This is a genomic window from Saccharopolyspora sp. NPDC050389 (assembly GCF_040655595.1).
Taxonomy (GTDB): domain Bacteria; phylum Actinomycetota; class Actinomycetes; order Mycobacteriales; family Pseudonocardiaceae; genus Saccharopolyspora.
In genome coordinates this window covers 1-24,599 of sequence record NZ_JBFAKG010000030.1, presented here as the reverse complement: position 1 = coordinate 24,599, position 24,599 = coordinate 1, and the positions used below count along the sequence as shown (strand labels likewise).

At 70.2% G+C, this 24,599-nt stretch carries 25 protein-coding genes; 16 read left to right on the top strand and 9 right to left on the bottom strand.

Annotated elements, in window-relative coordinates; genetic code table 11:
• Nucleotides 1-4: 4 nt before the first annotated feature.
• The 5 genes from AB0I53_RS20880 to AB0I53_RS20860 form a co-directional block, all read right to left on the bottom strand.
• Nucleotides 5-787 carry a sulfite exporter TauE/SafE family protein gene (locus AB0I53_RS20880; RefSeq protein WP_358605222.1) on the bottom strand — a complete coding sequence of 261 codons (783 nt, stop codon included), beginning with the start codon at nucleotides 785-787 and terminating at the stop codon, nucleotides 5-7.
• Between the two features lie 4 nt (nucleotides 788-791).
• A complete protein-coding gene (locus AB0I53_RS20875) occupies nucleotides 792-1,382 on the bottom strand; it encodes a rhodanese-like domain-containing protein (RefSeq protein WP_358605219.1) in 591 nt (196 codons plus the stop codon).
• A gap of 26 nt (nucleotides 1,383-1,408) precedes the next feature.
• Entirely contained in the window at nucleotides 1,409-2,815 is a 1,407-nt protein-coding gene (locus AB0I53_RS20870) for an MBL fold metallo-hydrolase (protein WP_358605216.1), read from the bottom strand.
• Nucleotides 2,816-2,887: 72 nt separating this feature from the next.
• The gene (locus AB0I53_RS20865; RefSeq protein WP_358605214.1) at nucleotides 2,888-3,157 is read right to left on the bottom strand and encodes a metal-sensitive transcriptional regulator; all 270 of its coding nucleotides are present in this window, start codon (nucleotides 3,155-3,157) and stop codon (nucleotides 2,888-2,890) included.
• An 89-nt stretch (nucleotides 3,158-3,246) separates the two neighbouring features.
• A complete protein-coding gene (locus tag AB0I53_RS20860; RefSeq protein ID WP_358605211.1) occupies nucleotides 3,247-4,038 on the bottom strand; it encodes a carbon-nitrogen hydrolase family protein in 792 nt (263 codons plus the stop codon).
• 305 nt (nucleotides 4,039-4,343) lie between these two features.
• Between AB0I53_RS20860 and AB0I53_RS20855 the strand changes: the two genes are divergently transcribed.
• Nucleotides 4,344-4,970: a GntR family transcriptional regulator gene (locus AB0I53_RS20855; RefSeq protein WP_358605208.1), complete on the top strand. Its 627-nt coding sequence runs from the start codon at nucleotides 4,344-4,346 to the stop codon at nucleotides 4,968-4,970.
• 8 nt (nucleotides 4,971-4,978) lie between these two features.
• On the opposite strand, the gene AB0I53_RS20850 is transcribed toward AB0I53_RS20855, so the two are convergent.
• On the bottom strand, nucleotides 4,979-6,268 hold the full coding sequence (locus AB0I53_RS20850) for an MFS transporter (protein ID WP_358605205.1): 1,290 nt from the start codon (nucleotides 6,266-6,268) through the stop codon (nucleotides 4,979-4,981).
• Nucleotides 6,269-6,381: 113 nt separating this feature from the next.
• Between AB0I53_RS20850 and AB0I53_RS20845 the strand changes: the two genes are divergently transcribed.
• The 7 genes from AB0I53_RS20845 to AB0I53_RS20815 all read left to right on the top strand — a co-directional run bounded on the left by AB0I53_RS20845 (nucleotide 6,382) and on the right by AB0I53_RS20815 (nucleotide 12,481).
• Complete coding sequence (locus AB0I53_RS20845) at nucleotides 6,382-7,059, top strand: DUF2848 domain-containing protein (RefSeq protein ID WP_358605202.1); 678 nt, start codon at nucleotides 6,382-6,384, stop codon at nucleotides 7,057-7,059.
• A gap of 153 nt (nucleotides 7,060-7,212) precedes the next feature.
• Nucleotides 7,213-8,802 carry an ABC transporter substrate-binding protein gene (locus AB0I53_RS20840; protein ID WP_358605199.1) on the top strand — a complete coding sequence of 530 codons (1,590 nt, stop codon included), beginning with the start codon at nucleotides 7,213-7,215 and terminating at the stop codon, nucleotides 8,800-8,802.
• A complete protein-coding gene (locus AB0I53_RS20835; RefSeq protein ID WP_358605196.1) occupies nucleotides 8,799-9,773 on the top strand; it encodes an ABC transporter permease in 975 nt (324 codons plus the stop codon). The genes AB0I53_RS20840 and AB0I53_RS20835 overlap by 4 nt, the downstream gene beginning before the upstream one ends.
• On the top strand, nucleotides 9,766-10,677 hold the full coding sequence (locus AB0I53_RS20830) for an ABC transporter permease (protein WP_358605193.1): 912 nt from the start codon (nucleotides 9,766-9,768) through the stop codon (nucleotides 10,675-10,677). Before AB0I53_RS20835 ends, AB0I53_RS20830 begins: the two co-directional genes overlap by 8 nt.
• A complete protein-coding gene (locus tag AB0I53_RS20825) occupies nucleotides 10,674-11,618 on the top strand; it encodes an ABC transporter ATP-binding protein (RefSeq protein ID WP_358605190.1) in 945 nt (314 codons plus the stop codon). Before AB0I53_RS20830 ends, AB0I53_RS20825 begins: the two co-directional genes overlap by 4 nt.
• The gene (locus AB0I53_RS20820; protein ID WP_358605187.1) at nucleotides 11,612-12,256 is read left to right on the top strand and encodes an ATP-binding cassette domain-containing protein; all 645 of its coding nucleotides are present in this window, start codon (nucleotides 11,612-11,614) and stop codon (nucleotides 12,254-12,256) included. The genes AB0I53_RS20825 and AB0I53_RS20820 overlap by 7 nt, the downstream gene beginning before the upstream one ends.
• A gap of 66 nt (nucleotides 12,257-12,322) precedes the next feature.
• Nucleotides 12,323-12,481, top strand: a complete 159-nt coding sequence (locus tag AB0I53_RS20815; protein WP_358605184.1) for a hypothetical protein — start codon at nucleotides 12,323-12,325, stop codon at nucleotides 12,479-12,481.
• A gap of 73 nt (nucleotides 12,482-12,554) precedes the next feature.
• Here AB0I53_RS20815 and AB0I53_RS20810 read toward each other — a convergent pair whose 3' ends face one another.
• The 3 genes from AB0I53_RS20810 to AB0I53_RS20800 all read right to left on the bottom strand — a co-directional run bounded on the left by AB0I53_RS20810 (nucleotide 12,555) and on the right by AB0I53_RS20800 (nucleotide 16,237).
• Complete coding sequence (locus tag AB0I53_RS20810; protein WP_358605181.1) at nucleotides 12,555-13,844, bottom strand: hemolysin family protein; 1,290 nt, start codon at nucleotides 13,842-13,844, stop codon at nucleotides 12,555-12,557.
• A 91-nt stretch (nucleotides 13,845-13,935) separates the two neighbouring features.
• Nucleotides 13,936-14,616, bottom strand: coding sequence for a hypothetical protein (locus AB0I53_RS20805; protein ID WP_358605178.1), 681 nt, complete (start codon nucleotides 14,614-14,616; stop codon nucleotides 13,936-13,938).
• Nucleotides 14,617-14,965: 349 nt separating this feature from the next.
• On the bottom strand, nucleotides 14,966-16,237 hold the full coding sequence (locus tag AB0I53_RS20800; protein WP_358605175.1) for a M14 family metallopeptidase: 1,272 nt from the start codon (nucleotides 16,235-16,237) through the stop codon (nucleotides 14,966-14,968).
• Between the two features lie 206 nt (nucleotides 16,238-16,443).
• Here AB0I53_RS20800 and hisD point away from each other — a divergent pair, with 206 nt between their 5' ends.
• The 8 genes from hisD to AB0I53_RS20760 all read left to right on the top strand — a co-directional run bounded on the left by hisD (nucleotide 16,444) and on the right by AB0I53_RS20760 (nucleotide 24,467).
• The gene (gene hisD, locus AB0I53_RS20795; protein WP_358605172.1) at nucleotides 16,444-17,760 is read left to right on the top strand and encodes a histidinol dehydrogenase; all 1,317 of its coding nucleotides are present in this window, start codon (nucleotides 16,444-16,446) and stop codon (nucleotides 17,758-17,760) included.
• Between the two features lie 28 nt (nucleotides 17,761-17,788).
• Entirely contained in the window at nucleotides 17,789-18,907 is a 1,119-nt protein-coding gene (locus AB0I53_RS20790) for a histidinol-phosphate transaminase (RefSeq protein ID WP_358605170.1), read from the top strand.
• Nucleotides 18,904-19,521, top strand: a complete 618-nt coding sequence (gene hisB / locus AB0I53_RS20785) for an imidazoleglycerol-phosphate dehydratase HisB (protein WP_358605167.1) — start codon at nucleotides 18,904-18,906, stop codon at nucleotides 19,519-19,521. Before AB0I53_RS20790 ends, hisB begins: the two co-directional genes overlap by 4 nt.
• 416 nt (nucleotides 19,522-19,937) lie before the next feature.
• Nucleotides 19,938-20,807 carry a helix-turn-helix transcriptional regulator gene (locus AB0I53_RS20780; protein ID WP_358605164.1) on the top strand — a complete coding sequence of 290 codons (870 nt, stop codon included), beginning with the start codon at nucleotides 19,938-19,940 and terminating at the stop codon, nucleotides 20,805-20,807.
• Nucleotides 20,804-20,980 carry a DUF397 domain-containing protein gene (locus AB0I53_RS20775; RefSeq protein ID WP_358605161.1) on the top strand — a complete coding sequence of 59 codons (177 nt, stop codon included), beginning with the start codon at nucleotides 20,804-20,806 and terminating at the stop codon, nucleotides 20,978-20,980. Before AB0I53_RS20780 ends, AB0I53_RS20775 begins: the two co-directional genes overlap by 4 nt.
• 159 nt (nucleotides 20,981-21,139) lie before the next feature.
• Nucleotides 21,140-21,778, top strand: coding sequence for a uridine kinase (locus tag AB0I53_RS20770; RefSeq protein ID WP_358605158.1), 639 nt, complete (start codon nucleotides 21,140-21,142; stop codon nucleotides 21,776-21,778).
• Between the two features lie 403 nt (nucleotides 21,779-22,181).
• Nucleotides 22,182-24,272, top strand: a complete 2,091-nt coding sequence (locus AB0I53_RS20765) for a phosphocholine-specific phospholipase C (protein WP_358605155.1) — start codon at nucleotides 22,182-22,184, stop codon at nucleotides 24,270-24,272.
• Nucleotides 24,273-24,293: 21 nt separating this feature from the next.
• Nucleotides 24,294-24,467, top strand: a complete 174-nt coding sequence (locus AB0I53_RS20760; protein WP_358605435.1) for a hypothetical protein — start codon at nucleotides 24,294-24,296, stop codon at nucleotides 24,465-24,467.
• The last annotated feature ends 132 nt before the right edge of the window (nucleotides 24,468-24,599 follow it).

The window sequence follows — 24,599 nt, the reverse complement described above, 5'->3', positions numbered from 1 at the left end:
GCTGCTAACCCACCGCGGACAGGCCGAGGATCGACGAGGCGGCCACGCCCGCAGCGACGGCGAGCACCACCCAGGCGAACGCCCGGCGGACGGTGCGCGTCGGCAACCGAGCCGCCAACCTGGCCGCGGCCACCGACACGAGCATCGCGGTACCCGCGAAAGCGACCAGCACCCCCACGTCGAGTCCGCCGGCGGTGCCGATGTGCGCGAACAGCCCGCTGGTCGAGTTGATCAGCACCACCACCAGGGAAGTGGCCACGGCTTGCGGTGCGGTAAGGCCGAGCAGCACGGACAGCGCCGGGACCACGACGAAACCGCCACCGACGCCGAACAGCCCGGTGAGCGCGCCGACACCGGCTCCGGCCGCGGCCGACCTCGGCAGGCAGCGGCGATGGTCGATGCCGCCATCCGGCATCCGGCACGCGCCAGTGCGCTCGTCGTTGCCGGTGAACATGCGCACGGCCACGACGACCATCAGCACCGCGAAGCCCAGCAGCAGCCACTGCTGCGGGAGCATCCGGCCGAGCGCCGTCCCGCCGAAGGTGCCGGGCAGGCCGGCGGCGCCGAACACCAGCGCCACCGGCCATTGCGCCGCACGCAGCCGGGCCCGGGACGACAAGCCGCCGATGGACGAGGCGGCCACCACCGCCAGCGCGGTCGGTATCGCCGTGCTCACCGGCTGCCCGGCGCCGTAGACCAGTGCCGGTACGGCCAAGATGGAACCGCCGGCGCCGAGCAGTCCGACCGAAAGGCCGATCACGACGCCGAAAACCGCCGCCAGCAGCATCGCTTCAGCGGGCTGGTGCGTCGGCTGCGGTCAGCGCCGCGAGCAGCGTCGGCGCGTCCTCCGCGGGAGTCCGGTTGTACGGCACCAGCGAGAGCACCCGAGCCATCGCGCAGGTGTTGCTCAGCGCGGAGAACGTGAGCCCACCGCCGATGAATCCGGCCAGCCACTTCATCCTCGGGGCGAAGACGCTGCCCAGGACGCCGGTGAGCACCAGAGATCCGGCGACCAGTCGCACCTGGCGTTCCATGGCCCACTTGCCGGTGCTGCGCACGACCGGGGCGTCCCGCTGCTCCCATGCGGTGATGCCGCCTTCGAGGACGCTGAGCCTGCGCAGCCCGGCGGCAGTGAGCACATTGCGGGCGTCCTCGGCGCGTACGCCGGAACCGCACACCAGCACCACGGGGTCGGCGTGCTCGGCGGCCAGCTCGGACCGGCGCTCCCGCAGCAGGTCGAGCGGCACGTTGCGGGAGCCGGGAATGTGCGCGGCGGCGAACTCGCCGGGCGTGCGCACGTCGATCAGCCGGGTCCGGGGCTCCTCCTCGAGCAGCTCGCGGGCGCCGTGAACGTCCACAGTGGATGGTAAGGGGCGGGTCATGGTCCTCCTTCTGCTGAAAGGTGTTGTCACGCCGCGGTGACCAGGGAGACCCCGGCCGAGCACGCGGTGGCGAACGCGTCGTCGATGACGACGGCGGTGCGTCCGGCGGATTCCAGCAGCGAGGCCGCGGCGGTCGCCCGGTACCCGCTGCCGCAGTGCACCCACACCGATCCGGCCGGAATCTCCGACAGCCGGTCCGCCAGCTCGTAGAGCGGGATGTGCACGGCGCCTTCGATGTGCGAAGCGCGCCATTCGTTGTTGGTCCGGACGTCCAGCACGACATCGGCGCCCGGTAACTCGCCGGGAGCGCCGGCCAGCGCGGCGGCCAGTTCGGCGAAGGTGGCGGTCGGGGTGCTCACGAGCTGGGACTCCTCGACCGCCAGCTCCGCGGGCTGCCCGGTGGCCGCGGCGGCGAACTCGTCGATCCCGATGCGGGCGAGCTCCCGCTGCGCGTCGGCGACCTGCTCGCTCGACTCGCCGACCAGCGTGATCGGCGCGCCCCAGTCGATCATCCAGCCCAGCCAGGTGGCCATCGGCCCGTCCAGGCCGAGGCTGACCGTGCCCGCCAGGTGCGTGTCGACGTAGGCCTTGCGGGACCGCAGGTCGATGACCCACTCCCCGCGCCGCAAGCGTTCGGCGAGGTCGGCGGGCGTTGCCTTGGCCGGCGCGCGCAGGTCCAGCGGCTCGGGGCCGGCGATGTTGCGCGCCCCCATGTGCGCGTAGTAGGCCGGGTAGGCGTCCAAACCGGCCAGGGTGGTGTCGACGAAGTCCTGCTCGGCCAACGACAACGCCGGGTTGGCCGAATGCTGCTCGCCGATCGTCGACGAGTCGCCGCTGGCCTGGGTCGCCGAGCAGAAGCTGCCGAACCCGTGCGTCGGCCAGATCCGGGCGCCCTCGGGCAGCAGGTCGGCCAGCTTCCGGACCGACCTGTGCTGGTGCCGGGCGAGTTCCTCGCTGTGCTGGTCGCCGAGCAGATCGGTGCGCCCGGTCGTGCCGTAGAGCAGCGATCCGCCGGTGAACACGCCGACCGGCGCGTTGTCGCTCTCCAGCACGTACGAGAGGTGGTGGAAGGTGTGCCCGGGCGTGGCCACGACGCGCACCCGGAGGTCGTCGCCGACTTCGAGCACGTCGCCGTCGTGCAGCGGGCGGTGGGTGAACGGCGCGTCGTCGGCCGCGGCGATGCCGTACTCGGCTCCTGTCAGGCGGGCGAGCTCCAAGCCGCCGGAGACGTAGTCGTTGTGCACGTGGGTTTCCAGGACGAGCGCGATCCGCACGTCCAGCCGACCGGCGAGGGCGATGATGCGGTCCACGTCGCGCTGGGGGTCGATCACCACCGCGTGCCACCCGTCGGTTGCCAGGTAGCTGCGGTCGCCCAGCGACGAGGTCTCGACGACCTCGACGCGGAGCCCGGCGAACTGGGGCGCCGTCGTCAAATCGGTTCACCTCCGATACCCATGGGGGTATGTGTAGGGCATACCTGTGCGCTCGGCATGTCGCGCCAGGCGTCAGGCGAGGGCGAGGAAGAGCCGTTCGAGTTCTTGCTCGGTCATCGGAGGCTCGTCCCCGCTGTCCCGGGCGCTCTGGCAGTACCGCATGCCGGTGGCCACGATTTTGAAGCCGGCGCGGTCCAGGGCACGGGAAACGGCGGCCAACTGGGTCAGCACCGCTGCGCAGTCGTCGCCTTCCTCGATCGACTCGATGACGCTGGCCAGCTGGCCCTGCGCGCGCCGCAGGCGGACCAGGGCGTCGCCCAGCATTTCGGGTTTCATCTGCATGTCTCTCACCTCTCGGTGTCCAACATACCCATGGGGGTATCAGGTGGACAAAAAAGTGGCCGGGCGCACAGCCCGGCCACCGGTCGGCGTCAGAAGCGGCGGTTGGCGAGGACCGGGATGGCTTGGCGGGCCTGCTCGACCGCGGTCGGGTCGATGTCGACGACCAGGACCTCGGGGGCGTCGGCGAGCTGCGCGTGCACCTGGCCCAGCGGGGTCGCCGCGAGGCTGTAGCCGATGCCGGTCGGGGCCTTGCCGCTCGGCTCCCGGCCGATGCTGCGCGGGTCGGCCTGGCCGCAGGCCACCACCCACGACGTGGAGTCCAGCGCGCGGGCGCGCACCAGCAGTTCCCACTGCTCGCGCTTGCCCTCGCCGGAACCCCAGGACGCCGAGGTGACGATCACCGACGCGCCCTGGTCGGCCAGCTTCGCGAACAGGCCGGGGAAGCGCACGTCGTAGCAGGTCGTGAAGCCGATCTTGGTGCCGTCGAGGTCCACCACCACGGGCTGCTCGCCCGGCGCGACGGTGTCCGACTCGGCGAAGCCGAAGGCGTCGAAGAGGTGGATCTTGTCATAGGAGGTGTCCAGGCCGCGGCCGGTGATCAGCAGCGTGTTGGTCACCCTGCCGTCCTCGGTGGGCGTGAACATGCCCGCCACGACGGCGATTCCCGCCTCCTCGGCCAGCCGCCGAACCTCGGTGGCCCACGGCCCGTCGAGCGGCTCGGCCAGCGGCCCGAGCTTGATCCCGAAGCAGGCCATCGTGGCCTCAGGGAACACCGCGACGTCGGCGCCCGCGTCGGCGGCCCGCCGCACGTAGTCGGCCACCAGCTCCAGGTTCGCCTTGGGATCCGGGCTGGAAACGATCTGGCACAGAGCAATCCGCATAACCACAACCATCCTTCAGGGACTGTTTCCGAACTCGTTCTGCTTTGCGGTGCGGGTGGCGGCCCCCGCGGGAGTTACGGCCGCCGTCTGGACTGTGGGATCCCCGATTTGTGCATGTCCAAATACGCGGCTTCGGGGCTGTCCTCGCCAGACACGTCTGAGAACCCGCGGCGGTGCGAGCTGCGTAGGTGGGCTAAGCGGCTGGCGCCGCTTCAAAGACGAAGAGCACCCTCTAACGCTAACCCGTTACGATGTTTGTATACCAGCGATATGCACACGGCTGAATTTCACGCAGGGGGTCTTCGTTGCCGTCGGGACGCGAACTGGCTTACGACCATCTCAAGGACACGGTCCTCAGCGACCCGTCGATGCAGGGGCAGTTCGTCAACGAACAGGCGCTCGCCGACGAGATCGGGGTGTCCCGCACGCCGATCCGCGAGGCCCTGCTGCTGCTCGCCGCCGAGGAGCTGGTGCAGCTGGTGCCCAAGCGCGGCGCCTACATCGCGCCGGTCGGCGGCCGGGAGATCCGCGAGCTGTTCGAGATCCGCACGATGATCGAGTGCTACGCGGCCCGCCGCGCCATCGAGCTGGACGCGGTGCCGCTGGAGCAGATGCGCGCCGAGCTGGAGGCCCAGCGCGAGCTCGGTGGCGACGACCAGGCGCGCGCGTTCATCGACCGCGACCACGGGTTCCACGCCGCGCTGGTGTGCGCGGTCGGCAACGACATGCTCAGCAAGACCTACGACGCGTTGCGAGCCCGCCAGATCCGCGCGGGCATCGTGGCGCTGTTCAGCGTCAGCGGGCGGCGCAAGGCGGTGCTCGCGGAGCACGAGGCGATCCTCGCGGCGCTCGCCGCAGGCGACGCGGAGGCCGCGACGGCGGCGATCACCGGGCACCTGATGGCGACGCAGCAGGTCGTCCTGGCGGGCTGACGAGACGTTCACTGCGCGTTCCGGCGGCCGAGGGACAGGCCGATCAGGGTGACCACGCAGGTCACCGCGAGGTAGCAGGCCGGGGCGAACCAGGTGCCGAACGACGCGAACAGGTAGGTGAACAGCAGCGGGGCCAGTGCGCCGCCGATGACGCCGGCCAGCGTGTACGCCAGGGACGATCCGGTGGCGCGCAGCGCCGGGCTGAACTGCTCGGACACGAACGCCGCCTGCGGCCCGTACATGAGCGCGTGCCAGACCAGGCCGACGATCACGCCGAAGATCAGCAGCGGCGCCGAGCCCCCGCCGACCATCGGGAAGAACACGAACGGCCACACGCCGGCGCCGATCGCGCCCACCGTGTAGACCTTCCGCCGCCCCACCCGGTCCGACAGCGCGCCGGCCAGCGGCATCAGCACGAGCTGCAGCGTCGAGCCGAGCATGACTCCGGTGACCGCCCAGCTCTTCGGCATGTTCAGCTGCTGGGTGGCGTAGGTGAGCACGAACACGGTGAACAGCGCGTAGAGCACGTCCGGGCCGACGCGCGAGAGGATCGCCGACACCAGCGCGCGGGGTTCGTGGGTGAAGACGTCCCGTACCGGCGCCCCGGCCTGCTCGCCCTTCTCCTGCAGCTCCTTGAAGACCGGGGTCTCCTCCAGCTTCACCCGGATCCACAGGCCGAACAGCACCAGCACGGCGGAGAGCAGGAACGCGACGCGCCAGCCCCAGGACATGAACTGCTCCTGGGTGAGCAGCGCCGCGAGCGCTGCCAGGACGCCGTTGGCCAGCAGGTTGCCCGCGGGAGGGCCGATCTGGGCGGCCGACGCCCAGAAGCCGCGGTGCTTGTCGCTGCCGAACTCGCTGGAGAGCAGGACCGCGCCGCCCCATTCGCCGCCGATGCCCACGCCCTGCGCGAAGCGCAGCACCACCAGCAGCACGGCGCCGAGCGCGCCGACCTGGCTGTGCGTCGGCAGCAGTCCGATGAGGACGGTGGAGATGCCGGTGATGAGCAGGGTGATGACCAGCACTTGCTTGCGCCCCAGCACATCGCCGAGCCGGCCGAACACGAAGCCGCCCAGCGGCCGGGAGACGTAGCCGACGGCGTAGGTGGAGAACGCCAGCAGCGTGCCGGACAGCGGGTCGTGGCTGGGGAAGAACAGCTGGCCGAACACCAGCGCCGACGCCACCGAGTACGCGGCGAAGTCGTACCACTCCAGGGAGGTGCCGCTGAGGCTCGCGACGAAGGCCTTGATCAGGTCCTTGCGGGCCGGCTTGGCCGGCGTGGATAGCACTTGGGTCATCGGGTCCTTCTCCTGCCGGGGCTTCCGGGGTTGGCGGGTTCGTGGGTGCCGACCATCGGGGTACTGTGATACACCAAATGTATACAACCAGTATGCGGACGTTGGAGGACATCTTGTTTCCACTGAGTTTCGATGTCAACGGCGAGGTCGTCGAGGTGTCGGTGACGGCCCTGCTCAACGGCGGCTACGCCGGGCGCAGCCAGGAGGACGTCGCGGCGCACGTCGCCGAGCTGGCCGAACTCGGTGTGCCCGCGCCGACCAAGACGCCGTGCCTCTACCCGGTCGCGCCCTACCTGGCGATGCAGGCCGACGAGGTGCCCGCGCAGCACGGGCGCACCTCCGGGGAGGCGGAGTGGGCGCTGGTCGTCGCCGGGCCCGAGGAGCGGGACGTGCTGCTGACGGTGGCCTGCGACCACACCGACCGGGCGCTGGAGGTGCACGGCGTCGCGTGGAGCAAGCAGGCCGGGCCGGACGTGCTGGGCCGCAAGGCCTGGCGGCTGGTCGACGTCGCCGACCGGCTCGACGAGCTGACGCTGACCGCGTGGGCGGACGGCGCGGTGATCCAGAAGGGCACCCTGGCGGAGCTGCTCACGCCCCAGTTCTGGCTCGACGACCTGCGCGAACGCGGCCTGCTGAAGCCGGGCACCGTGCTGCTGTCTGGCACCATCCCGATGGACGCCGCGGTCGACCAGTTCGCCGACTCCTGGCGGGTCGAGCTCGGCGACCCGAAGACCGGCGACGTCATCGCCTGCGAGTACCGGGTCGGCCGGATGCCCGAACCCGTGGAGTGAGCGGGCGATTTCCGCAGGTCAGGTACCGTGAGCGCGTTGGGGCGCCATAGCACCCCGAAACGCTCACGGATCTGGCCCGCGCCGCCGGGGCGTCCTGGCGAGCAAGATCTCAGGTTATTGAGAAGTACTTGCAATAGCACCTATTGTTCAGGGGTGCTGAATCGTCGCGCCTTATTCGTCGCTGTTCCGGTCGCCCTGAGCCTGCTCGGGGCCGGTTGCGCCGCGCCCTCCGCGCCGGGCACCGGCGATCCCGGTTCGATGCTGCTCGCCGACGGCTTCGAGCCGGAGAGCCTGAACCCGCTGCTCGGCTACGGGGTGGAAGGCGCCGCGAAGTTCTACGACGGCCTGCTGGCCTTCGACGGAAAGGCCGCGCTGCGTCCCGCGCTGGCCAGCGAGGCGCCGCAATCCACGCCGGACGCCAAGACCTGGACAGTCAAGCTCCGCGACGGCGTCCGCTTCCACGACGGCACGCCCTTGGACGCCGACGACGTCGTCGCCACCTACCGGGCCGCGATCGACCCGGCCTACGCTTCCACGGTCTCGTCGGACTTCGACATGCTCGCCGGCGTCCGCGCGCTCGACCCGCACACCGTGCAGTTCGACCTGAAGATCCCCTACGCCGCCTGGCCGTCGAAGCTGGTGCTCGGCATCGTGCCGAACGAGCAGCTCGCCGAGCCGAAGTCGCAGGAGAGCTCGCCGCTGAACACCAAGCCGGTCGGCACCGGCCCCTACAAGCTCGTCGAGTGGCGCCAGGGCGACCAGATGACCTGGGAGGCCAACGCCGACTACTGGGGCGGTGCGCCCGCGATCGGCAAGGTCACCGTCGTCTTCGCCAAGGACGACAACACCCGCGCCCAGCGCCTGGCCTCCGGCGAGTTCGACGGCACCGTGCTGCCGCCGGTGCTGGCCGAGAGCGTCGGCCGCAACGGCTACCGGACGGTGCACCACAGCACCGCCGACTACCGCAGCATCGCGCTGCCCAACACGCACCCGGTCGCCGGTGATCGCGCCGTCCGGCTCGCGCTGAACCTCGCCGTCAACCGCGAGGGCATGATCCAGGCCCTGCTGGGCGGGCACGGGAAGCCCGCCTACGCCCCGATCCCGGAGTCGATGGGCGCGAACTACGAGCCCGCCGCCCGGTTCGACTTCGACCCGCAGCGCGCCGCGAAGCTGCTCGACGACGCCGGCTGGCGCGTCGGCGGCGACGGCATCCGGGAGCGGGGCGGCGTCCGCGCCGAGTTCACCGTGATGTACTTCGCCGACGACAGCCTCCGCAAGGATCTGGCCCGCGCGTTCGCCTCGGACGCCAAGGCGATCGGCATCCAGGTCGAGCTGGCCGGGGTGGACCGCTCGGCGGTGGCCGCGCGGCTGGCCACCGACGGGATCGTGCTCGGTGGCGGGAACCCGATGGATCCCGACCCGCAGGCCTACGCCAGCCTGCACTCCTCGGTCATCGGCACCGGCACGTACAACAACCCGGGTCAGTACCGCAACGCCGAGGTGGACGCCGCGCTCGACGGCGGCCGGCAGGAGCTCGACCGGGCCAAGCGGGCGGAGTTCTACAAGCAGGCGCAGCGCGCCTACGTCGCCGACCCGGGCCTGGTGTACCTGGCGTTCATCGACCACAGCTACGTGATGCGCGACGGCAAGTGGTCCGGCTACCAGCCGCCCGTCGAGCCGCACGTGCACGGGACCACCTGGGGCCCGTGGTGGAACATCGAGGCCTGGAAGCCGCAGGCATGAGCCGCGCGATCGGCCGCCTGGTGCTGCGGCGGATCGGGTTCGCCGTGCCGGTGCTGGTGATCGTGGCGTTCGGGGTGTTCCTGCTCGCCGCGGCATCCCCGTTCGACCCGATCCACCAGTACTACGGCGTGGAGATCTACGGCGCGTCCGCCGCCGACATCGCCCAGGTGCGGGCGCGGCTGGGGCTCGACGAGCCCGTGCTGGTGCAGTTCTGGCAATGGGCCACCGGCGTGTTCGGCGGCGATCTCGGCGTGTCGCGGTCGTTCCGGCAGCCGGTCGCGCAGGTCGTCGCGGAACGGCTGCCGTGGACGATCCTGCTGGCCGCGACCGGGCTCGCGCTGGCCGTGGTGATCGCGCTGGTGCTGGGCACCGTGGCGGCGTGGCGGCAGGGCGGCTGGATCGACCGGTTCGTCACCGCCATCGGCCACGCGCTCGAAGGCGTGCCGCCGTTCGTGCTGGCGCTGCTGTCGATCGCGGTGTTCTCGCTCGGCCTCGGCTGGCTGCCGGTGGCGGGCCTGACCGACGCGGGCGAAGCGGTGTCGTTCGGGCAGGTCGTGAAGCACCTGGCGCTGCCCGCGCTGGTGCTGGGCGTTTCGCAGTCGCCGTGGCTGGTGCTGCACGTCCGGCAGTCGATGCTGACGTCACTTTCGGAGGACCACGTGACCGGGGCGCGGGCGCGTGGCCTCGCGGAACGCGTCGTCGTGCTGCGGCATGCGCTGCCGACCGCGCTGCTGCCGTTCGTCACGCTGATCGGCGCGCGGGTACCGGAGCTGGTCACCGGGGCGGTGCTGGTCGAGGAGGTCTTTTCCTGGCCGGGCCTGGCCGCGGCGGTCGTCACCGCCGCGACCGCCGTCGACTATCCGCTGCTGGCGATCCTGACGCTTGTGGCCACGGCGGCGGTGCTGCTGGGCTCGCTGCTCGCCGACGTCGCCGCAATCGTGCTCGACCCGAGGGTGGCCGTCGATGGCTGATGAATCCGTGCGAAGCGCCGCTCGTCCGTCCACATCGGATGGTCCGTGGCGGGCCGTGGGGCGCGGGCGCACCGGGATGTCCCGCGCCCGGCCCAAGGCCCGGCTGTGGGTGTCGCTGGGCGGCCTCGCGCTGCTGGTGCTGGCCGCGATCGCGGTGCCAGCGATGTTCGGCAGCGAATCGGTGCGCTACGACTCGATCCGGCTCGCGCCGAGCCCTGCGCACCCGTTCGGCACCGACTCCGGCGGCCGGGACCTGTTCGTGCAGTCGCTGGCCGGACTGCGGATCTCCTTGCTGGTGGCCGGAATCAGCGCGGTGGTGTCCACCGTGCTCGGTTCGCTGGTGGGCGCGGTCGCGGGCGGCGTCGGCGGCTGGCCGGACCGGCTGCTGATGCGCCTGGTCGACACCGTCAACTCGGTGCCGCACCTGCTGCTGGGCATCGTGATCGTCGCGCTGTACCGGGGCAGCCTGCTGGCGGTGATCCTGTCCATCGCCCTCACGCACTGGACGACGGTGGCGCGCATCGTGCGCTCGGAGGTGCTGTCGCTGCGGCAGCGGCCGCACATCGACGCGGCGATCGCGGGCGGCTCGTCGCGGTGGCGGATCCTGCGGCGGCACCTGCTGCCCGCGATCGTGCCGCAGGCCGCGCTGTCGGCGGTGCTGCTCGTGCCGCACGCGGTGTGGCACGAAACCGCGCTGAGCTTCCTCGGCCTCGGCCTGCCGCCGCACCTGGCCAGCATCGGCAACATCCTCGGCGACGGCCGCGAAGCGGTGCTGCTGGGCGCGTGGTGGATCGTGCTGTTCCCGTCGGTGCTGCTGGTGCTGACGACGCTGGCGGTGTCCGGGCTGGCCGCGACCTGGCGCGACCGGGTCGTGCCGCGACGGCGATCGGAGTTGGCGCTGTGAGCGAACCGCTGCTCGAACTGGACCGGCTTTCGGTGCGGTTCCTGCTGGGCCGCAAGGCAGAAGTGCGGGCGGTGACCGACGCGACGCTGCGGCTGCGCCCGGGCCGGGTGCTCGCGCTGGTCGGGGAGTCCGGCTGCGGCAAGTCGGTGCTGGCCTCCGCGCTGCTGGGGCTGCTGCCCGGCAATGCGCAGGTGCGCGGCGAGGCCGTGCTCGCCGGCGGCGTCGAGCTGCTGTCCGCGCCGGAACCGGTGCTGGCCGGGCAGGTCCGCGGCCGGCAGGTCGGCCTGGTGCCGCAGTCCGCGAGCACCCACCTGACCCCGGTACGGACCGCGCGCAGCCAGCTCGTCGAGGCGATCCGGGCGCTGGACGGCGCGGCCGGGCCGGACGAGCTCGCCGAACGGGTCGGGCTGCATCCCGCCGACCTGGACCGGTATCCGCACGAGCTCTCCGGCGGGATGGCGCAGCGGGTCGCGGTGGCGCTGGCGCTGGCCGGCAACCCGCGGATCATCCTCGCCGACGAGCCGACCACCGGGCTGGACCGGCCGCTGGTGCACCGCACCGTGGACCTGCTCGCCGAGGCCGCCGCGGAAGACCGCGCCGTGCTGCTGATCACCCACGACCTGGCGGCGGCCCGCCGGGTGGCCACCGACGTCGCGGTGATGTACGCCAGCCGGATCGTCGAGGCGGGGCCCGCGGAGCAGGTGCTCGCCGAACCCTGGCACCCGTACACCGCGGGGCTGCTCGGCGCGCTGCCCGACGGCGGCTTCCGGCCGATCCCCGGCCACCCGCCGGCCCTCACCGAACTGGCCCGCCTCGAACAGGAATGGGGTTGCGTGTTCTGCCAACGCTGTCCGGACGTGCCCGGATTCGGGCCCTGCACGGGAGATCCGGAACTGCTCGAACTCGGCGACCGGTGGGTCGCCGCGCATCCGCCGTGCTGAGCGCGACCGGCCTGGTCGCCGGCTACCGGCGCGGCGAACCGGTGCTCGACGGCGTCGACCTGGACGTCCCGGCCGGCGCGGTGGTCGGGCTGGCCGGGCCGAGCGGGTGCGGGAAGTCCACCCTGGCCAGGGTTCTCGGGCTGCTGCACGAACCGTGGTCCGGGCGGGTGGTGCTCGACGGCGAACCGGTCACCGGCTTCCGGCACGCGACCCCGCGGGCGCAGCGCACCGCGATCGGCATCGTGTTCCAGCATCCGCGGCCGGCCGTGGATCCGCGCTTCACGCTGCGCGAGATCATCGCCGAACCGCTGCGCGCCACCGGAACCGACGGCGACGTCGGCGAGCTGGCCGACGAGGTGGGGCTGACCGCTGAGCTGCTGTCGCGGCGGCCGCACGAGGTGAGCGACGGCCAGCTGCAGCGGGCCTGCCTGGCGCGGGCGTTGGCGTTGCGGCCGCGCTACCTGATCTGCGACGAGATGACCGCGATGCTGGACGCGTCCACCACGGCGGCGCTGGTGCGGGTCGTGAACCGGCGCGTCGAGGAGCACGGCGCCGGGGTGCTCGCGATCAGCCACGACGAGGACCTGCTGCGGCATTGGGCGGTGCACGTGGTTCGCCTCGGCGGCGAGGCGATATGACATGGTGGGGCGAACGCGGTCGCGGGGGACCGCTCGGCAAGTGACGACGGACCCTAGGAGTCGACGTTGAGCGAGGGCGAAGGCACTACCTTCATGCAGTGGCGGGAACGGGCCCAGACCGAGGTCCGCGACGACCGTCCGAAAATGCGGGCGCTCATGATCACCGCGGCGATCGTGGTGCTCATCGGGATCGTGGTGGGATCCCTCTTCTTGCTGCTGTCCTGAGCTGGACCCGAAGCGAACGGACCGTTCACCTCGCCGGACGAGGTGAACGGTCCGTTCGCTTCGAGCCGCCGGTTCACTGCTCCTCGGGGAGCTTGGTGACGAGCAGCCGGGAGACGCGGTGGCCGTCCATCTCGCGGACCGTGAAGCGGTGGCCCAGGGTCGCCACGGAATCGCCCTCCACCGGGACGCGGCCGAGCCGGCTGACCACGAACCCCGCCACCGTGTCGTAGGGGCCGTCGGGCAGCGCGATCCCGGTCTGCTGCTCGAAATCGGCGCGGTGCAGCAGGCCGTCGGTCTCGAAGCTGCCGTCGCCCTTTGGCCGCACCGTCACGGCGCTGGGGTCGTACTCGTCCCAGATCTCCCCGACGACCTCCTCCACCAGGTCCTCGACGGTGACGATGCCCGCGGTCCCGCCATACTCGTCGACCACCACGGCCAGGTGCCCGCCGCGCCGCCGCATCTGAGACAGCGCGGCCAGCACCGGCTTGCTGGCCGGCAGCGCGGTCACCGGTCGGGTCAGGTCGCCGACCGTGCTCGCCTCGTGGCCGCCGTGCGTCGTGGCGAGCAGGTCCCGAACGTGGATGAACCCGACGACGTCGTCGGCGGTGTCCCGGATGACCGGGTACCGGGAGTGTGGTTTGCCTGCCACCTCGGCGATCGCCTCCGGCAGCGGCATGGTGCGGTCCAGGAAGTCGACCTCGGTGCGCGGCACCATCACCTCGCCGAGCACCCGGTCGGTGGCCCGGAACGCGTCGCTGAGCAGCCGCCGCTCCTCGATGGTCAGCTGCTCGTTGGTGCGCACCATGTCGCGCAGTTCTTCCTCGCTGACCTTGTCCGCGTCGGCGCGCGGATCGATGCCCATCAGCCGGACCACCGCGTTGGTGGACTTCGACAGGAACCAGATCAGCGGCCGGAACAGCGTCGCGAGGTGGTCCAGCACGCCGGCGGTGAACATCGCGACGCCCTCGGACTTCTGCAGCGCCAGCCGCTTGGGGGCGAGCTCACCGAGCACCAGCGACAGGTACGAGACGAACAGCGTCACCAGTACCAGGGCCACCGACGCGGCCAGGCCGATCGGCAGGCCCCAACCGGCCAGCACCGGTTCCAGGCGCACCGCGATCGTCGCGCCGCCGTAGCTGGAGGCGAAGAACCCGGCGAAGGTGACGCCGATCTGCACCGCGGAGAGGAACCGGTTGGAGTCGGCGCGCAGCTTGGCAACCCGGACGCCGCGCCGGTCGCGTTCGGCGAGCTTGCGCACCTGGCTCTCGCGCAGCGACACCAGCGCTATCTCGGCCGCCGCGAAGTAGCCGCCGAACAGCACGAACAGCAGCACCAGCGCGAGGTTCCAGACAACACCGTCCATCGTCCGATTGTTCCACCCGCGACGGTCGCGAGCCCTTCAACAGGCTCGTGAGTGAGAGTTCCGGTTCTTACCGGACTAGCCGCTCACGAGCTCAGCCGGCGGCCCGCCAGTACTGGCGCTTCTTCTCGTCGCGCACCAGGATTCCGTGCTTGGCGAGCTCGGTGCGCAGCAGCGCCGCTTCCTTGCCGTCGCGCTTGCGCAGCGCGCGGTCGCGGTTCGCCATCAGCGCATTGATCCGCAGCGACAGCTCCGGGGTGTCCTCGACCCACAGGTTGTAGTGGCCGGCGAACGGGTCCTTCTCCCGCCACGGGTAGCGGTGCTCGACGAACGCCCGGCGCAGTTTCATCCAGTCCAAATCGGACGGTTGCCGGGCCTGCTCGGCGCCGGATTCGTCCAACACCACCAGGTGCTTGCGGTCGAGGAACACGGAGCCGATCTCGTCGCGCGCGATGTGCTGCGTCGAGCTGCCGACGGCCAGCGTCACCCGCTCCGGCTCGACGGTGACGGTCAACCGCTCCTGCGCCATCAGCCCGGCGAAACCGAGCCCGATGATCGCGCCGATGACGACGGCGCCGACGGTGCCCCACGGATCGGGCACCGACGCGGCGAGCTCGAAAACGCCCTGGAACGGCGCCCACGGCAACCCGGCGACCCAGCCGGCGGCGATCCGCAGCAGCCAGATGAGCAGCGCGCCCAGCAGCGGGCAGACGAACCACGAGCCGTGCCGGATGAAGCGGTGCTCGGCCACGACGGTGGCGGGTTCTGCGGCCATGCCGCCATTATCGCCGCTGCCCGTTCGCCGGGACCGTCGGTGCGGTAGAGGCTGGTTCTGAAGTTGGTTTGATCTTTTTGAACCGGCGCAGCCGCTTAGCCCACCTACGCACCCGGCACCGCCGCGGGTTCACGGTGCCCACTCCTCCGGGTTCTTCCAGCGAGGACAGCCCCGACGCGTCGTATTGGTCATACGTGTGTCGGGGATCCCACCGCGAGAAGACCGCAGTAACTCGCGCAGGGGGGGCCGTACCCGCACCGCTACGCAGAAAGAGCCTGGAAACGGGCTTTGCGAAATGGAAGGGCCCGGGGTGCCGTGGCTCCCCGGGCCCGTTCCCCCTCTCACTGGATCAGGCGCCGGCCTCTCGGAGCAGGATGTCCACCGCAGCGTCGTTGCGGGTGGTCTCCTTCTCGATGACGTCGGCGGGCGGGTAGAACCCGTCGATGCCGCCGCCGTTGGCCGGGTACATCTCGAACGTGTAGGCCAGGATCTTGTGCTGGCCCCACATCCAGTCCAGGCTGTCGCCGTCGGTGGTGTAGAGGTCGCTGGACTGCTGCGGGGTGTAGCCGTTGGTCTGGGCCATCTCGCCGCCGACCCGCGCGAACCGGTCGTACTCCTCCTGCGTCATGTCCTCGGTGACGTCGTCGGAGGTGTGCCCGAAGGGCCACAGCACGAGCTCGGAGTAGGTGTGCCAGTCGATGGCGGCCTTGATCTGCTGCACGCCGCCGACCACCCGCGAGTCGATGAAGTCGCGCATCGCCGCGGTCTCCGGCGCCGACCACTCGGCCGTGCCGCGGTAGGTCTCGCCGTTCGGGTCGTCGTCGGAGCCGCCGCAGCAGCCCCACTTGTAACCCCAGTTGCGGTTGAGGTCGGTGCCGGCGTCCTGCCGGTTCTTGCGCCAGCCCTGGAACTGGCCGGATTCCACGTCGTAGGACGAGCCGTCCGGGTTGACCACCGGGATGATCCAGATCTCCCGGTTGTCGACGGTGTCCTTCACGGCCTGGTCACCGGCGTAGCCGTCGGTGAACCGGTTGGCGATGCGCAGGCACATCTCGGTGGTGAGGTGCTCGCGGGCGTGCTGGTTGCAGTTGAACAGCACCTCCGGCTCGTCCTCGTCCTGGCCGACGTTGTCGCTGATCTTCAGCACCGGGATGTCGCGGCCCTCGAAGGACTTGCCGATGCTGGACTTCGACGCGATGTCCGGGTGGTCCTTGACCACGGTGTCGAGCTCTGCGTTCATCTCGTCGAGGTTGTGGTAGCCCTCGTACCCGGGCGGGAAGTCGCCGGGCACCTGCTGCGCCTGCGCCGGGTTGATCCGCTTGAGCGCGTCGGCGACCTTGGTCTCGTCGTTGAGCACGAAACCGCTGGCCCGCAGCTGCTCGGCCTGAGCCGGTGTGGCCTCCACGGTGGCCACCGCGCCGGACACCGCGATGACCTGGGCGCCGGTGCGGTTGATCTCGGTTCGGGTCTTGCTGTCGGTGTTGGGAACGGTGTAGGTGGCCAAGTCCTGGGCGGCGGTCGCCCCGGTCGGCTCTGCGGACACGCTGGCCTGGATCGGGGCCAGCAGGACCAGGCACGCGGCTGCCGCCACGGTCACTGCCTTGCGCCGTGAGCTGAACATCGGGTCTCCGATCGATCACTGGTGGTGATGTTGGCAGGTTCTAGGAGCGGCCCGATGTTGGCAAGCCACTGGCGAACAATGGCCTGCCGTTGACGTTTTCCCAATTCCGCGCGCGTCCCGGGTGACCTGCGACCGGGTTCGGGGACGGCGGGGCCCGGCGGCGATTACCCTGGTCGGTGTAGCCCCCGGGTATTGGAAGGACGCACATGCTCACCCGTACCGACCTGCGCGGTCGCGTTCCGTCCACCGTCGAGCTGCGCGCGACGCTGCCGCGCGCCGAGATGGACGTCGAGCACGTGCTGCATCGGGTTCGGCCGGTGATCGATGCGGTCCGCGACCGTGGGGTGGCGGCCGTCCTGGAATTCACCGAGAAGTTCGACGCAGTCCGACCGGAACGGGTGAGGGTGGCGGCCGACGAGCTGCGGCGCGCCCTCGACGAGCTCGACCCGGCGGTGCGCGCGGCGCTGGAGGAGTCGATCGCCCGCGCCCGCAGGGTGCACGACGACCAGCGGCGCACCGACACCACGACGCAGGTCGTGCCCGGCGGCACGGTCACCGAGCGCTGGGTGCCGGTCGCCCGTGTCGGCCTGTACGCGCCGGGCGGGCTGGCGGTCTACCCGTCCAGCGTGGTGATGAACGTCGTCCCGGCGCAGGCCGCCGGGGTGGAGTCGCTGGTGGTGTGCAGCCCGCCGCAGGCGGAGTTCGGCGGCCTGCCGCACCCGACGATCCTGGCCGCCGCGCAGCTGCTCGGCGTCGAGGAGGTCTGGGCGGTCGGCGGCGCGCAGGCGGTGGCGCTGCTGGCCTACGGCGGGCAGGACACCGACGGCGGCGAGCTGACGCCGGTGGACATGGTGACCGGGCCGGGCAACGTGTACGTGACCGCCGCGAAGCGGCACCTGCGCAGCCTGATCGGCATCGACTCGGAGGCCGGGCCGACCGAGATCGCGGTGCTCGCCGACTCCACCGCCGACCCGGTGCACGTGGCCGCCGACCTGATCAGCCAGGCCGAGCACGACACGCTCGCGGCGAGCGTGCTGGTGACCACGTCGGAGGAGCTGGCCGACGCGGTCGACGCCGAACTGGAGCGCCAGGTGGCGCAGACCAAGCACGTCGAGCGGATCGGCACCGCGCTGGCCGGCGTGCAGTCCGGCTGCATCCTGGTGTCCACTGTGGAGGACGGGATCCGGGTGGTGGACGCGTACGCCGCGGAGCACCTGGAGATCCAGACCGCGGACGCCGACGCGGTGGCCGCGCGGGTGCGCAACGCGGGCGCGATCTTCGTCGGCCCGTACGCGCCGGTGTCGCTGGGCGACTACTGCGCGGGCTCCAACCACGTGCTACCCACCGGCGGCTGCGCGCGGCACTCGTCCGGCCTGAGCGTGCAGAGCTTCCTGCGCGGCATCCACGTGATCTCCTACAGCGAGCAGGCGCTTCGCGACGTCGCGGACCAGGTGGTGGCGCTGGCCAACGCCGAGGACCTGCCCGCGCACGGTCAGGCGGTCACCGCCCGCTTTCCCCGCTGAGCGCCCGGAACAACCGAAGGTAGAACCCATGAGTGACGTGCCCGGCGCCGACACGACGCTGGCCGACCTGCCGTTGCGGGACGATCTGCGCGGCCGCAGCCCCTACGGCGCGCCGCAGCTGGACGTCTCGGTTCGGCTCAACACCAACGAAAACCCCTACCCGCCGCCGCAGGAACTCGTCGACGACGTGACCGCCGCGGTGCAGGAGGCCGCCACGGCGCTGCACCGCTACCCGGACCGCGACGCCAAGGCGCTGCGCGCCGACCTCGCCGCCTACCTGGCCAAGGCCACCGGCGTGGCGCTGGCGACCGAGAACGTGTGGGCGGCCAACGGCTCCAACGAGATCCTGCAGCAGATCCTGCAGGCCTTCGGCGGGCCGGGCCGCACCGCGCTCGGCTTCGAACCGTCGTACTCGATGCACCCGATCCTGTCGGCGGGCACCCGCACCGACTGGGTGCCCGCGCCGCGACGCGACGACTTCAGCCTGGACGGCCCGCAGGCCGCCCGGATCGTCGCCGAGAAGCAGCCCAGCGTGGTGTTCGTGACCAGCCCGAACAACCCGACCGGGCAGTCGGTGTCGCAGGACGACCTGCGCGCCATCCTCGACGCCGCGCCCGGCGTGGTCGTGGTGGACGAGGCCTACGCCGAGTTCTCCGACCGGCCCAGCGCGATCGAGCTGATCCGCCAGTACCCGGCGAAGGTGATCGTCAGCCGCACCATGAGCAAGGCGTTCGCGTTCGCCGGTGGCCGGCTCGGCTACCTGGCGGCGGCCCCGGCGATGATCGACGCCCTGCTGCTGGTGCGCCTGCCGTACCACCTCTCGGCGGTCACCCAGGCCGCCGCTCGGGCTGCCCTGCGGCACGCCAAGGCCACCCTCGGCTCGGTGCAGGCGCTCATCGACGAGCGCGAGCGAGTCGTGGAAGCGTTGCGGGAGCAGGGTTTCTCGCCGGTGCCCAGCGACGCCAACTTCGTCCTCTTCGGACGGTTCGCGGACGCGCACCGCGCCTGGCAGCGCTACCTGGACGCCGACGTGCTGATCCGCGACGTCGGCATCCCCGGCCACCTGCGGGTCACCATCGGCACGCCGGAGGAGAACGATGCCTTCCTGGCGGCGAGCAAGGTCGTGAGCGAGGAGATCAGCAAGTGACATTCCAGCCCGGGACCCGCATCGGCCGGGTCGAACGCACCACCAGGGAATCCTCGGTGCTGGTCGAACTCGACCTCGACGGCACGGGACAGGTCGACATCGACACCACGGTGCCGTTCTACGACCACATGCTCACGGCGCTGGGCACCCACGCGGCCTTCGACCTCAAGGTGAAGTCGACCGGCGACGTCCACATCGACGCGCACCACACGGTGGAGGACACCGCGATCGTGCTCGGCCAGGCGCTGCGCCAGGCGCTCGGCGACAAGAAGGGCATCCGCCGCTTCGGCGATGCCTGGATCCCGATGGACGAAACGCTCGCGCACGCGGCGGTGGACGTCTCGGGCCGCTCGTACTGCGTGATGACGGGCGAACCGGAGCAGTACAACAGCTTCACGATCGGCGGGAACTACCCGTTCGTCCTGAACCGCCACGTGTTCGAGTCGCTGGCGTTCCACGCCCAGATCAACCTGCACACCAGGGTGATCCACGGCCGCGACCCGCACCACATCGCGGAAGCCCAGTACAAGGCAATCGCCCGAGCCCTCCGCGCGGCGGTAGAACCCGACCCCCGCTTCACGGGCGTGGTCCCGTCGACGAAGGGTGCCCTGTAGGAGTTCGTGAGTGCGCAACCGGGTTGGAGCCCGGTTACGCACTCACGACCGCTCAAGCCGGTCGGGTAACCAGATCCCGGTTGACGGCGTCGACTGCGTCGCTGAGCGCGGCGAAGCCGCGGCGGGTGCAGCTGAGCACGAGCTCGTCGTTGCCGCGGGATCAGATTCACCTCGTCGACGACCTCGTCGTACTCGTGCGTGACCTCCACGGTCTCCGAGATCCCGACCAGCGTGGCGGTCTCAATCCCTTGCCCTCGGTACACAGCCGATTCCCCTCCGGGTACGAACCCCGAACTAGGTAAGGTTCAGTGAACGGAAACTTCAAGGCTCATGCAATAGCCTTGCGATGAGGATAAGGATTGCTGGCGAGCTTTGGCATTGCCCGAGTTGGGTGATCGTCTGACTAGGAGGGGCGTGTGCCAGCCGGACGTCAAACCGTGGAACGCCGCCAACTTGGTCTGATGCTCCGCCGTTTCCGCGACCGAGCGGGCAAAACTCAGCAGCAGGCAGCCCAGGCGATCGGCCGTAACACGGCCCGCATCAGCCAGGTCGAAACGGCCAAAGGCTCCTTCAGTCCGGAGGAATTGAACGCGCTTCTGGGCTTCTACGAGGTCAACGCAACTGAGCGACAGACGGTCCTTGACCTTGGTGTGCAAGCGAGGAAGCGCCAGCGCGGCCACATCTACACCGACCAGCTGCCGCTCGCCTTCGAGCGCCTGGCCGACCTCCAAGCCGACGCCAAGTCGATCGGGTTCTACGAAGCTGGCGTTGTGCCTGGCTTGGCCCAGTCGGCCGACTATGTTCGTGCGGTTATCGAATCGGGTGACGGCGTCTGGTGGGAGTCCTCTGAGGACGAGGTAGGAAAGCGCGTCGCGTTTCGCTTGGAGCAGCAGCGCCGGGTCCTGGAAGCCGGCGATCCGAAGGACGTCTCCTTCGTTCTGGCTGAAGCGGCAGTGGACCAGCCTGTTGGCAGTATTTCCGTGTTGCGTGGGCAAATCCTGCATCTGCTTCAACTCGGTGAGCGTCCGAACGTCATGGTTCAGGTGTTGCCGAACAACGTGCGGAACAACCCGTTGCTGGGCGGAGGCTTGATCACTCTTGACTTCGGGGGCGCAGCGCCGCAGATTGCCTTCGTCTCGGTGATCTATGGATCAGGGATCTATCACGATCAAGAAGAGGACACTGGACCCATGTTCCGTGCCTTCGAGCGAGTGCAAGATCTTGCGTTGGATGTAGAACAGACCCGCAACTTGCTGATCGACAAGCTGAAGGAGCTTGGGCAATGAGCTATGACACCGGCTGGTTCAAGAGCACCCGCAGCGCCGCCGCGAGCAACACGTGTGTCGAGGTCCGATTAACCGACCAGGCTGTCGCCGTGCGCGACTCGAAGGCTCCCGAGGACGGGCAGCTTGTTGTTCCGCACGCCGTGTGGCGGGCGTTCTTGCGTCGTTTGCGCTGATCAGCGGGTGCTGTTGCGCCGTTGTGAGCTACTTTCGCGATCTATCGGCCCTTGCCGAAGAAGGGGTCACCGGCTGGGGGAGCCGTTCTTGGGCGTGTGACGGTGATCGGTCAGGATGACTCCGTGACTCCGATACCTATGAGCGCTCCTCGTCGACGGTTGCTCGACGAGGTGGCTTCCCGAGTTCCCGTGTCGGTTGGTGCGGATTGCGTTCAGGTGGCGGTCGACGGCGTCGATGGTTCGGGTAAGACCGTGTTCGCTGACGAGTTGGCCCAACGACTTCGTTCCGATGATCGTGAGGTCGTCCGGATCTCCGTCGACGAATTCCACCATGTCCGCTCGGTCCGCTATCGCCGCGGGCGCAACTCGCCGGAGGGTTTCTGGCTGGACAGCTACGACTACGCCAGTCTTCGCCGCAGGGTGCTGGACCCACTGGGCTCGGGGGGCTCGCGTAGCTACCAGCCCGCATCGCACGACCTCGCCACTGATCTGCTCGTGTCCCCACCACATCGGCATGCCGGGCCCGGCGCGGTTCTGGTCGTGGACGGGCTGTTCTTACATCGCGATGAGTTGTTCGGCGCGTGGGACCTGTCGATCTTCTTGCAGGTGCCCTTCAATATTTCGGTCGCACGGATGGCCGCCCGGGACGGCAGCGTGTCCGACCCGGAGCATCCCAGTCTTGCTCGCTACGTCCAGGGCCAGCGCCTTTACTTCGCTGCATGCACGCCGTGGCAGCGCGCCGACCTTGTGATCGATAACAGCGAGCTGCACTCCCCGACCTTGGTCAGCGTTCGGTAATCCCAACACGAATCCGGGTTCAACAAAGACACCTCCTAAACCCTGGGCGTCCTGGCAAGCGGCTGTCTGGGGTGCGGTAAGACCTACCGCGCACACACTGGTCGTGAACGTCCTTCGCGTTCGATTCACGGCGGGACACGCTAGCAGCGCGAACACCGATGTGTCGGAGTTTCGGGCATCTGCAACAGCTCATGCGGGCCTTTCGCTTGTCGATCGAGCGCGGCGTGCGGCGTCTCACCGACCAGGAACGTGCCCGCTTCGGCCTGGCCTGATCACCGGCCCGGCCACGGTCCGTGGTGTTAGGAATGCCTACGGTTGCGCCGTTTGGCTGATGCCGGTGGTTCACCGTTGCGTCACTGCGGGTCTTACGCCGCTTGGCTTTCTTCGGTGACGATGTCCGCTCGTGACTGAGGTTTCTCGACGTCGGGTGTTGGCCGGTGCCGCCGGGGTTGTCGGTGGCGTTGCCGCCGCTTCGCTGCTGCCGCCTTCGCTGCACCGGGCCATGGCGAAGCAGGTGCCCGCGGGCGGGCTGGATGCGATCGAGCACGTCATCGTGCTCATGCAGGAGAACCGTTCCTTCGACCACTACTACGGAACGCTGCGCGGGGTTCGCGGCTACGGCGACCGGTTGCCGCTGGAGCAGCCCGACGGCCGATCCGTTTTCCAGCAGCCCGCCGTCGGCGGTGAGGTGCTGCCGTTCTCGCTGAGGCAGGGCGCCGAGCGCGAGGGCCGGCCGGTTTCGGACATCCAGTACCTCGGCGACCTCGACCACAGCTGGGGCGGCAGCGGCAAGGCCTGGGCGGGCGGCTGGAACAACGACTGGGTCGCCGCGAAGACCTCCGCCACCATGACCTACTACGAGCGGCAGGACATCCCGCTGCAGTACGAGCTCGCCGACACCTTCACCATCTGCGACGCCTACCACTGCTCGGTCTTCGGCTCCACCAACCCGAACCGCAACTACCTGTTCTCCGGCACCACCGGCTACGAGCCGGGCACCACCAAGCGCGCCGTCACCAACGCCGCCTACGACTACGACCACGCCGGCTACGAGTGGACGACGTACCCGGAGCGGCTCGAAAAGGCCGGTGTGCCCTGGCAGATCTACCAGGAGTGGGACAACTTCACCGACAACTCCGTCGAGTACTTCAAGACGTTCAAGGCGATCGGCCACAAGATGCTCGCCGCGGTGGACGGCGAGTTCCGCACCACCGAGGAGTTCTACACCGCCCTGTTCGACAAGCCCGCCCAGGAGCAGCAGCGGCTGCTCAAGCAGCTGGAGGCGGGGCGCGAGGCGCTGACCGACGCCGAGCGCAGCCTGTTCGACCGCGCGATGTACCGCAGCAGGCCGGGCACCCTCGTCGAGCGGCTGCGCGCCGACATCAAAGCGGACCGGCTGCCGAAGGTGGTCTGGCTGGTTCCGTCCGCTGTGGACTCCGAGCACCCGGGCAGCTCCACGCCGGTCGGCAGCGCCAACCTGATCTACGAGGTGCTGGACGCGATCGCCGATCCGAAGATCTGGCCGAAGACCGCGCTGCTGCTCAACTTCGACGAGAACGACGGCTTCTTCGACCACGTGCCGCCGCCGGTGCCGCCGAAGCCCGAATCCGGCGACGGCGACGACCACTTCGAGAGCCGGCCGATCGGCCTCGGCCCGCGGGTGCCGATGACCGTGGTGTCGCCCTGGACGATCGGCGGCTTCGTCAGCTCCGAGGTCTTCGACCACACGTCGGTGCTGCGCCTGCTGGAGCGCTGGACCGGCGTCCAGGAGCCGAACATCAGCTCCTGGCGGCGCACCGCCTGCGGCGACCTGACCTCGGTGTTCGACTTCGAGAACGCGGCGAAGCCGCCGAAGCCCGCCGAACCTGGCCTGGTGCCGGAGCCGATCAAGCGCTGGCACCCCAAGCCGCCGGCGGAGCAGGCGCTCCCGCTGCAGGAGCAGGGCCGCCGCCCGGCGCGGACCCTGCCGTATCAGCCGCAGGTTTCCGCTGCGGTGAACGGGGAAGTGGTGGCGCTGCGGCTGGGCAACGCCGGCGCCGGATCGGCGCACTTCGCGATCTACGCGTACGCGGGCGAGCTGCCCGGACCGTCCCATGTGGACGTTCGTGGCGAGCAGGTGGTGACCGTGCCGGCGAAGGAGGAGTACCGGCTCGCGGTGCAGGGGCCGAACCGGTTCTGGTTCGAGCTGAGCGGCTCCCGCGACGGCAAGGCCGCTGGCCTCGACGTGCGGACGAACCCCGACGCCCGCTCCGGCGGCCTGTCGCTGGAACTGCGCAACAGCGGCGCTGAGCCCGTCACGGTGCGCCTGCGCGCCCTGGGCTACGCGCCCGGCGAGCAGCGCGAGGTCAGGCTCGCCGCCGGCGGCGCGGAATCCGTCGCGTGGCCGACGGATCAGGGCTGGTACGACGTCGAGGTGACCGTGGCGCAGGACCAGTCGTTCCGGCGCCGCGCCACCGGCCGCGTCGAGAACGGCCAGCCGGGCCTCACCGGCTAGCCCCTCGGTACCCTGGCCGGGTTGAGGGGAGTGGTGATGCAGAGCTACCTGCCGATCATCCTGCTGGCCGTCGCGGGTTTCCTGATCGGCGGCGTCTACGCGACGTGGAAGACCGCCCGGTTCTTCGCCGTGGTGCTCGCCGTCGCCGCGCTGATGGCCGTCGCCGGCGGCATCGGCTGGATGATCTACGGCTGACCCGGCCTCGAACGGCTGAAGGGCGCCCCGAATGAATTGAAGTGGGCCCCGGAAGTTGGACTCGGTAATTGAGAGTCTAGGCAGCGAGGGCCTGGGCCCGGTATTGCACCGGGCTCAGGCCCTCGCAGTGTG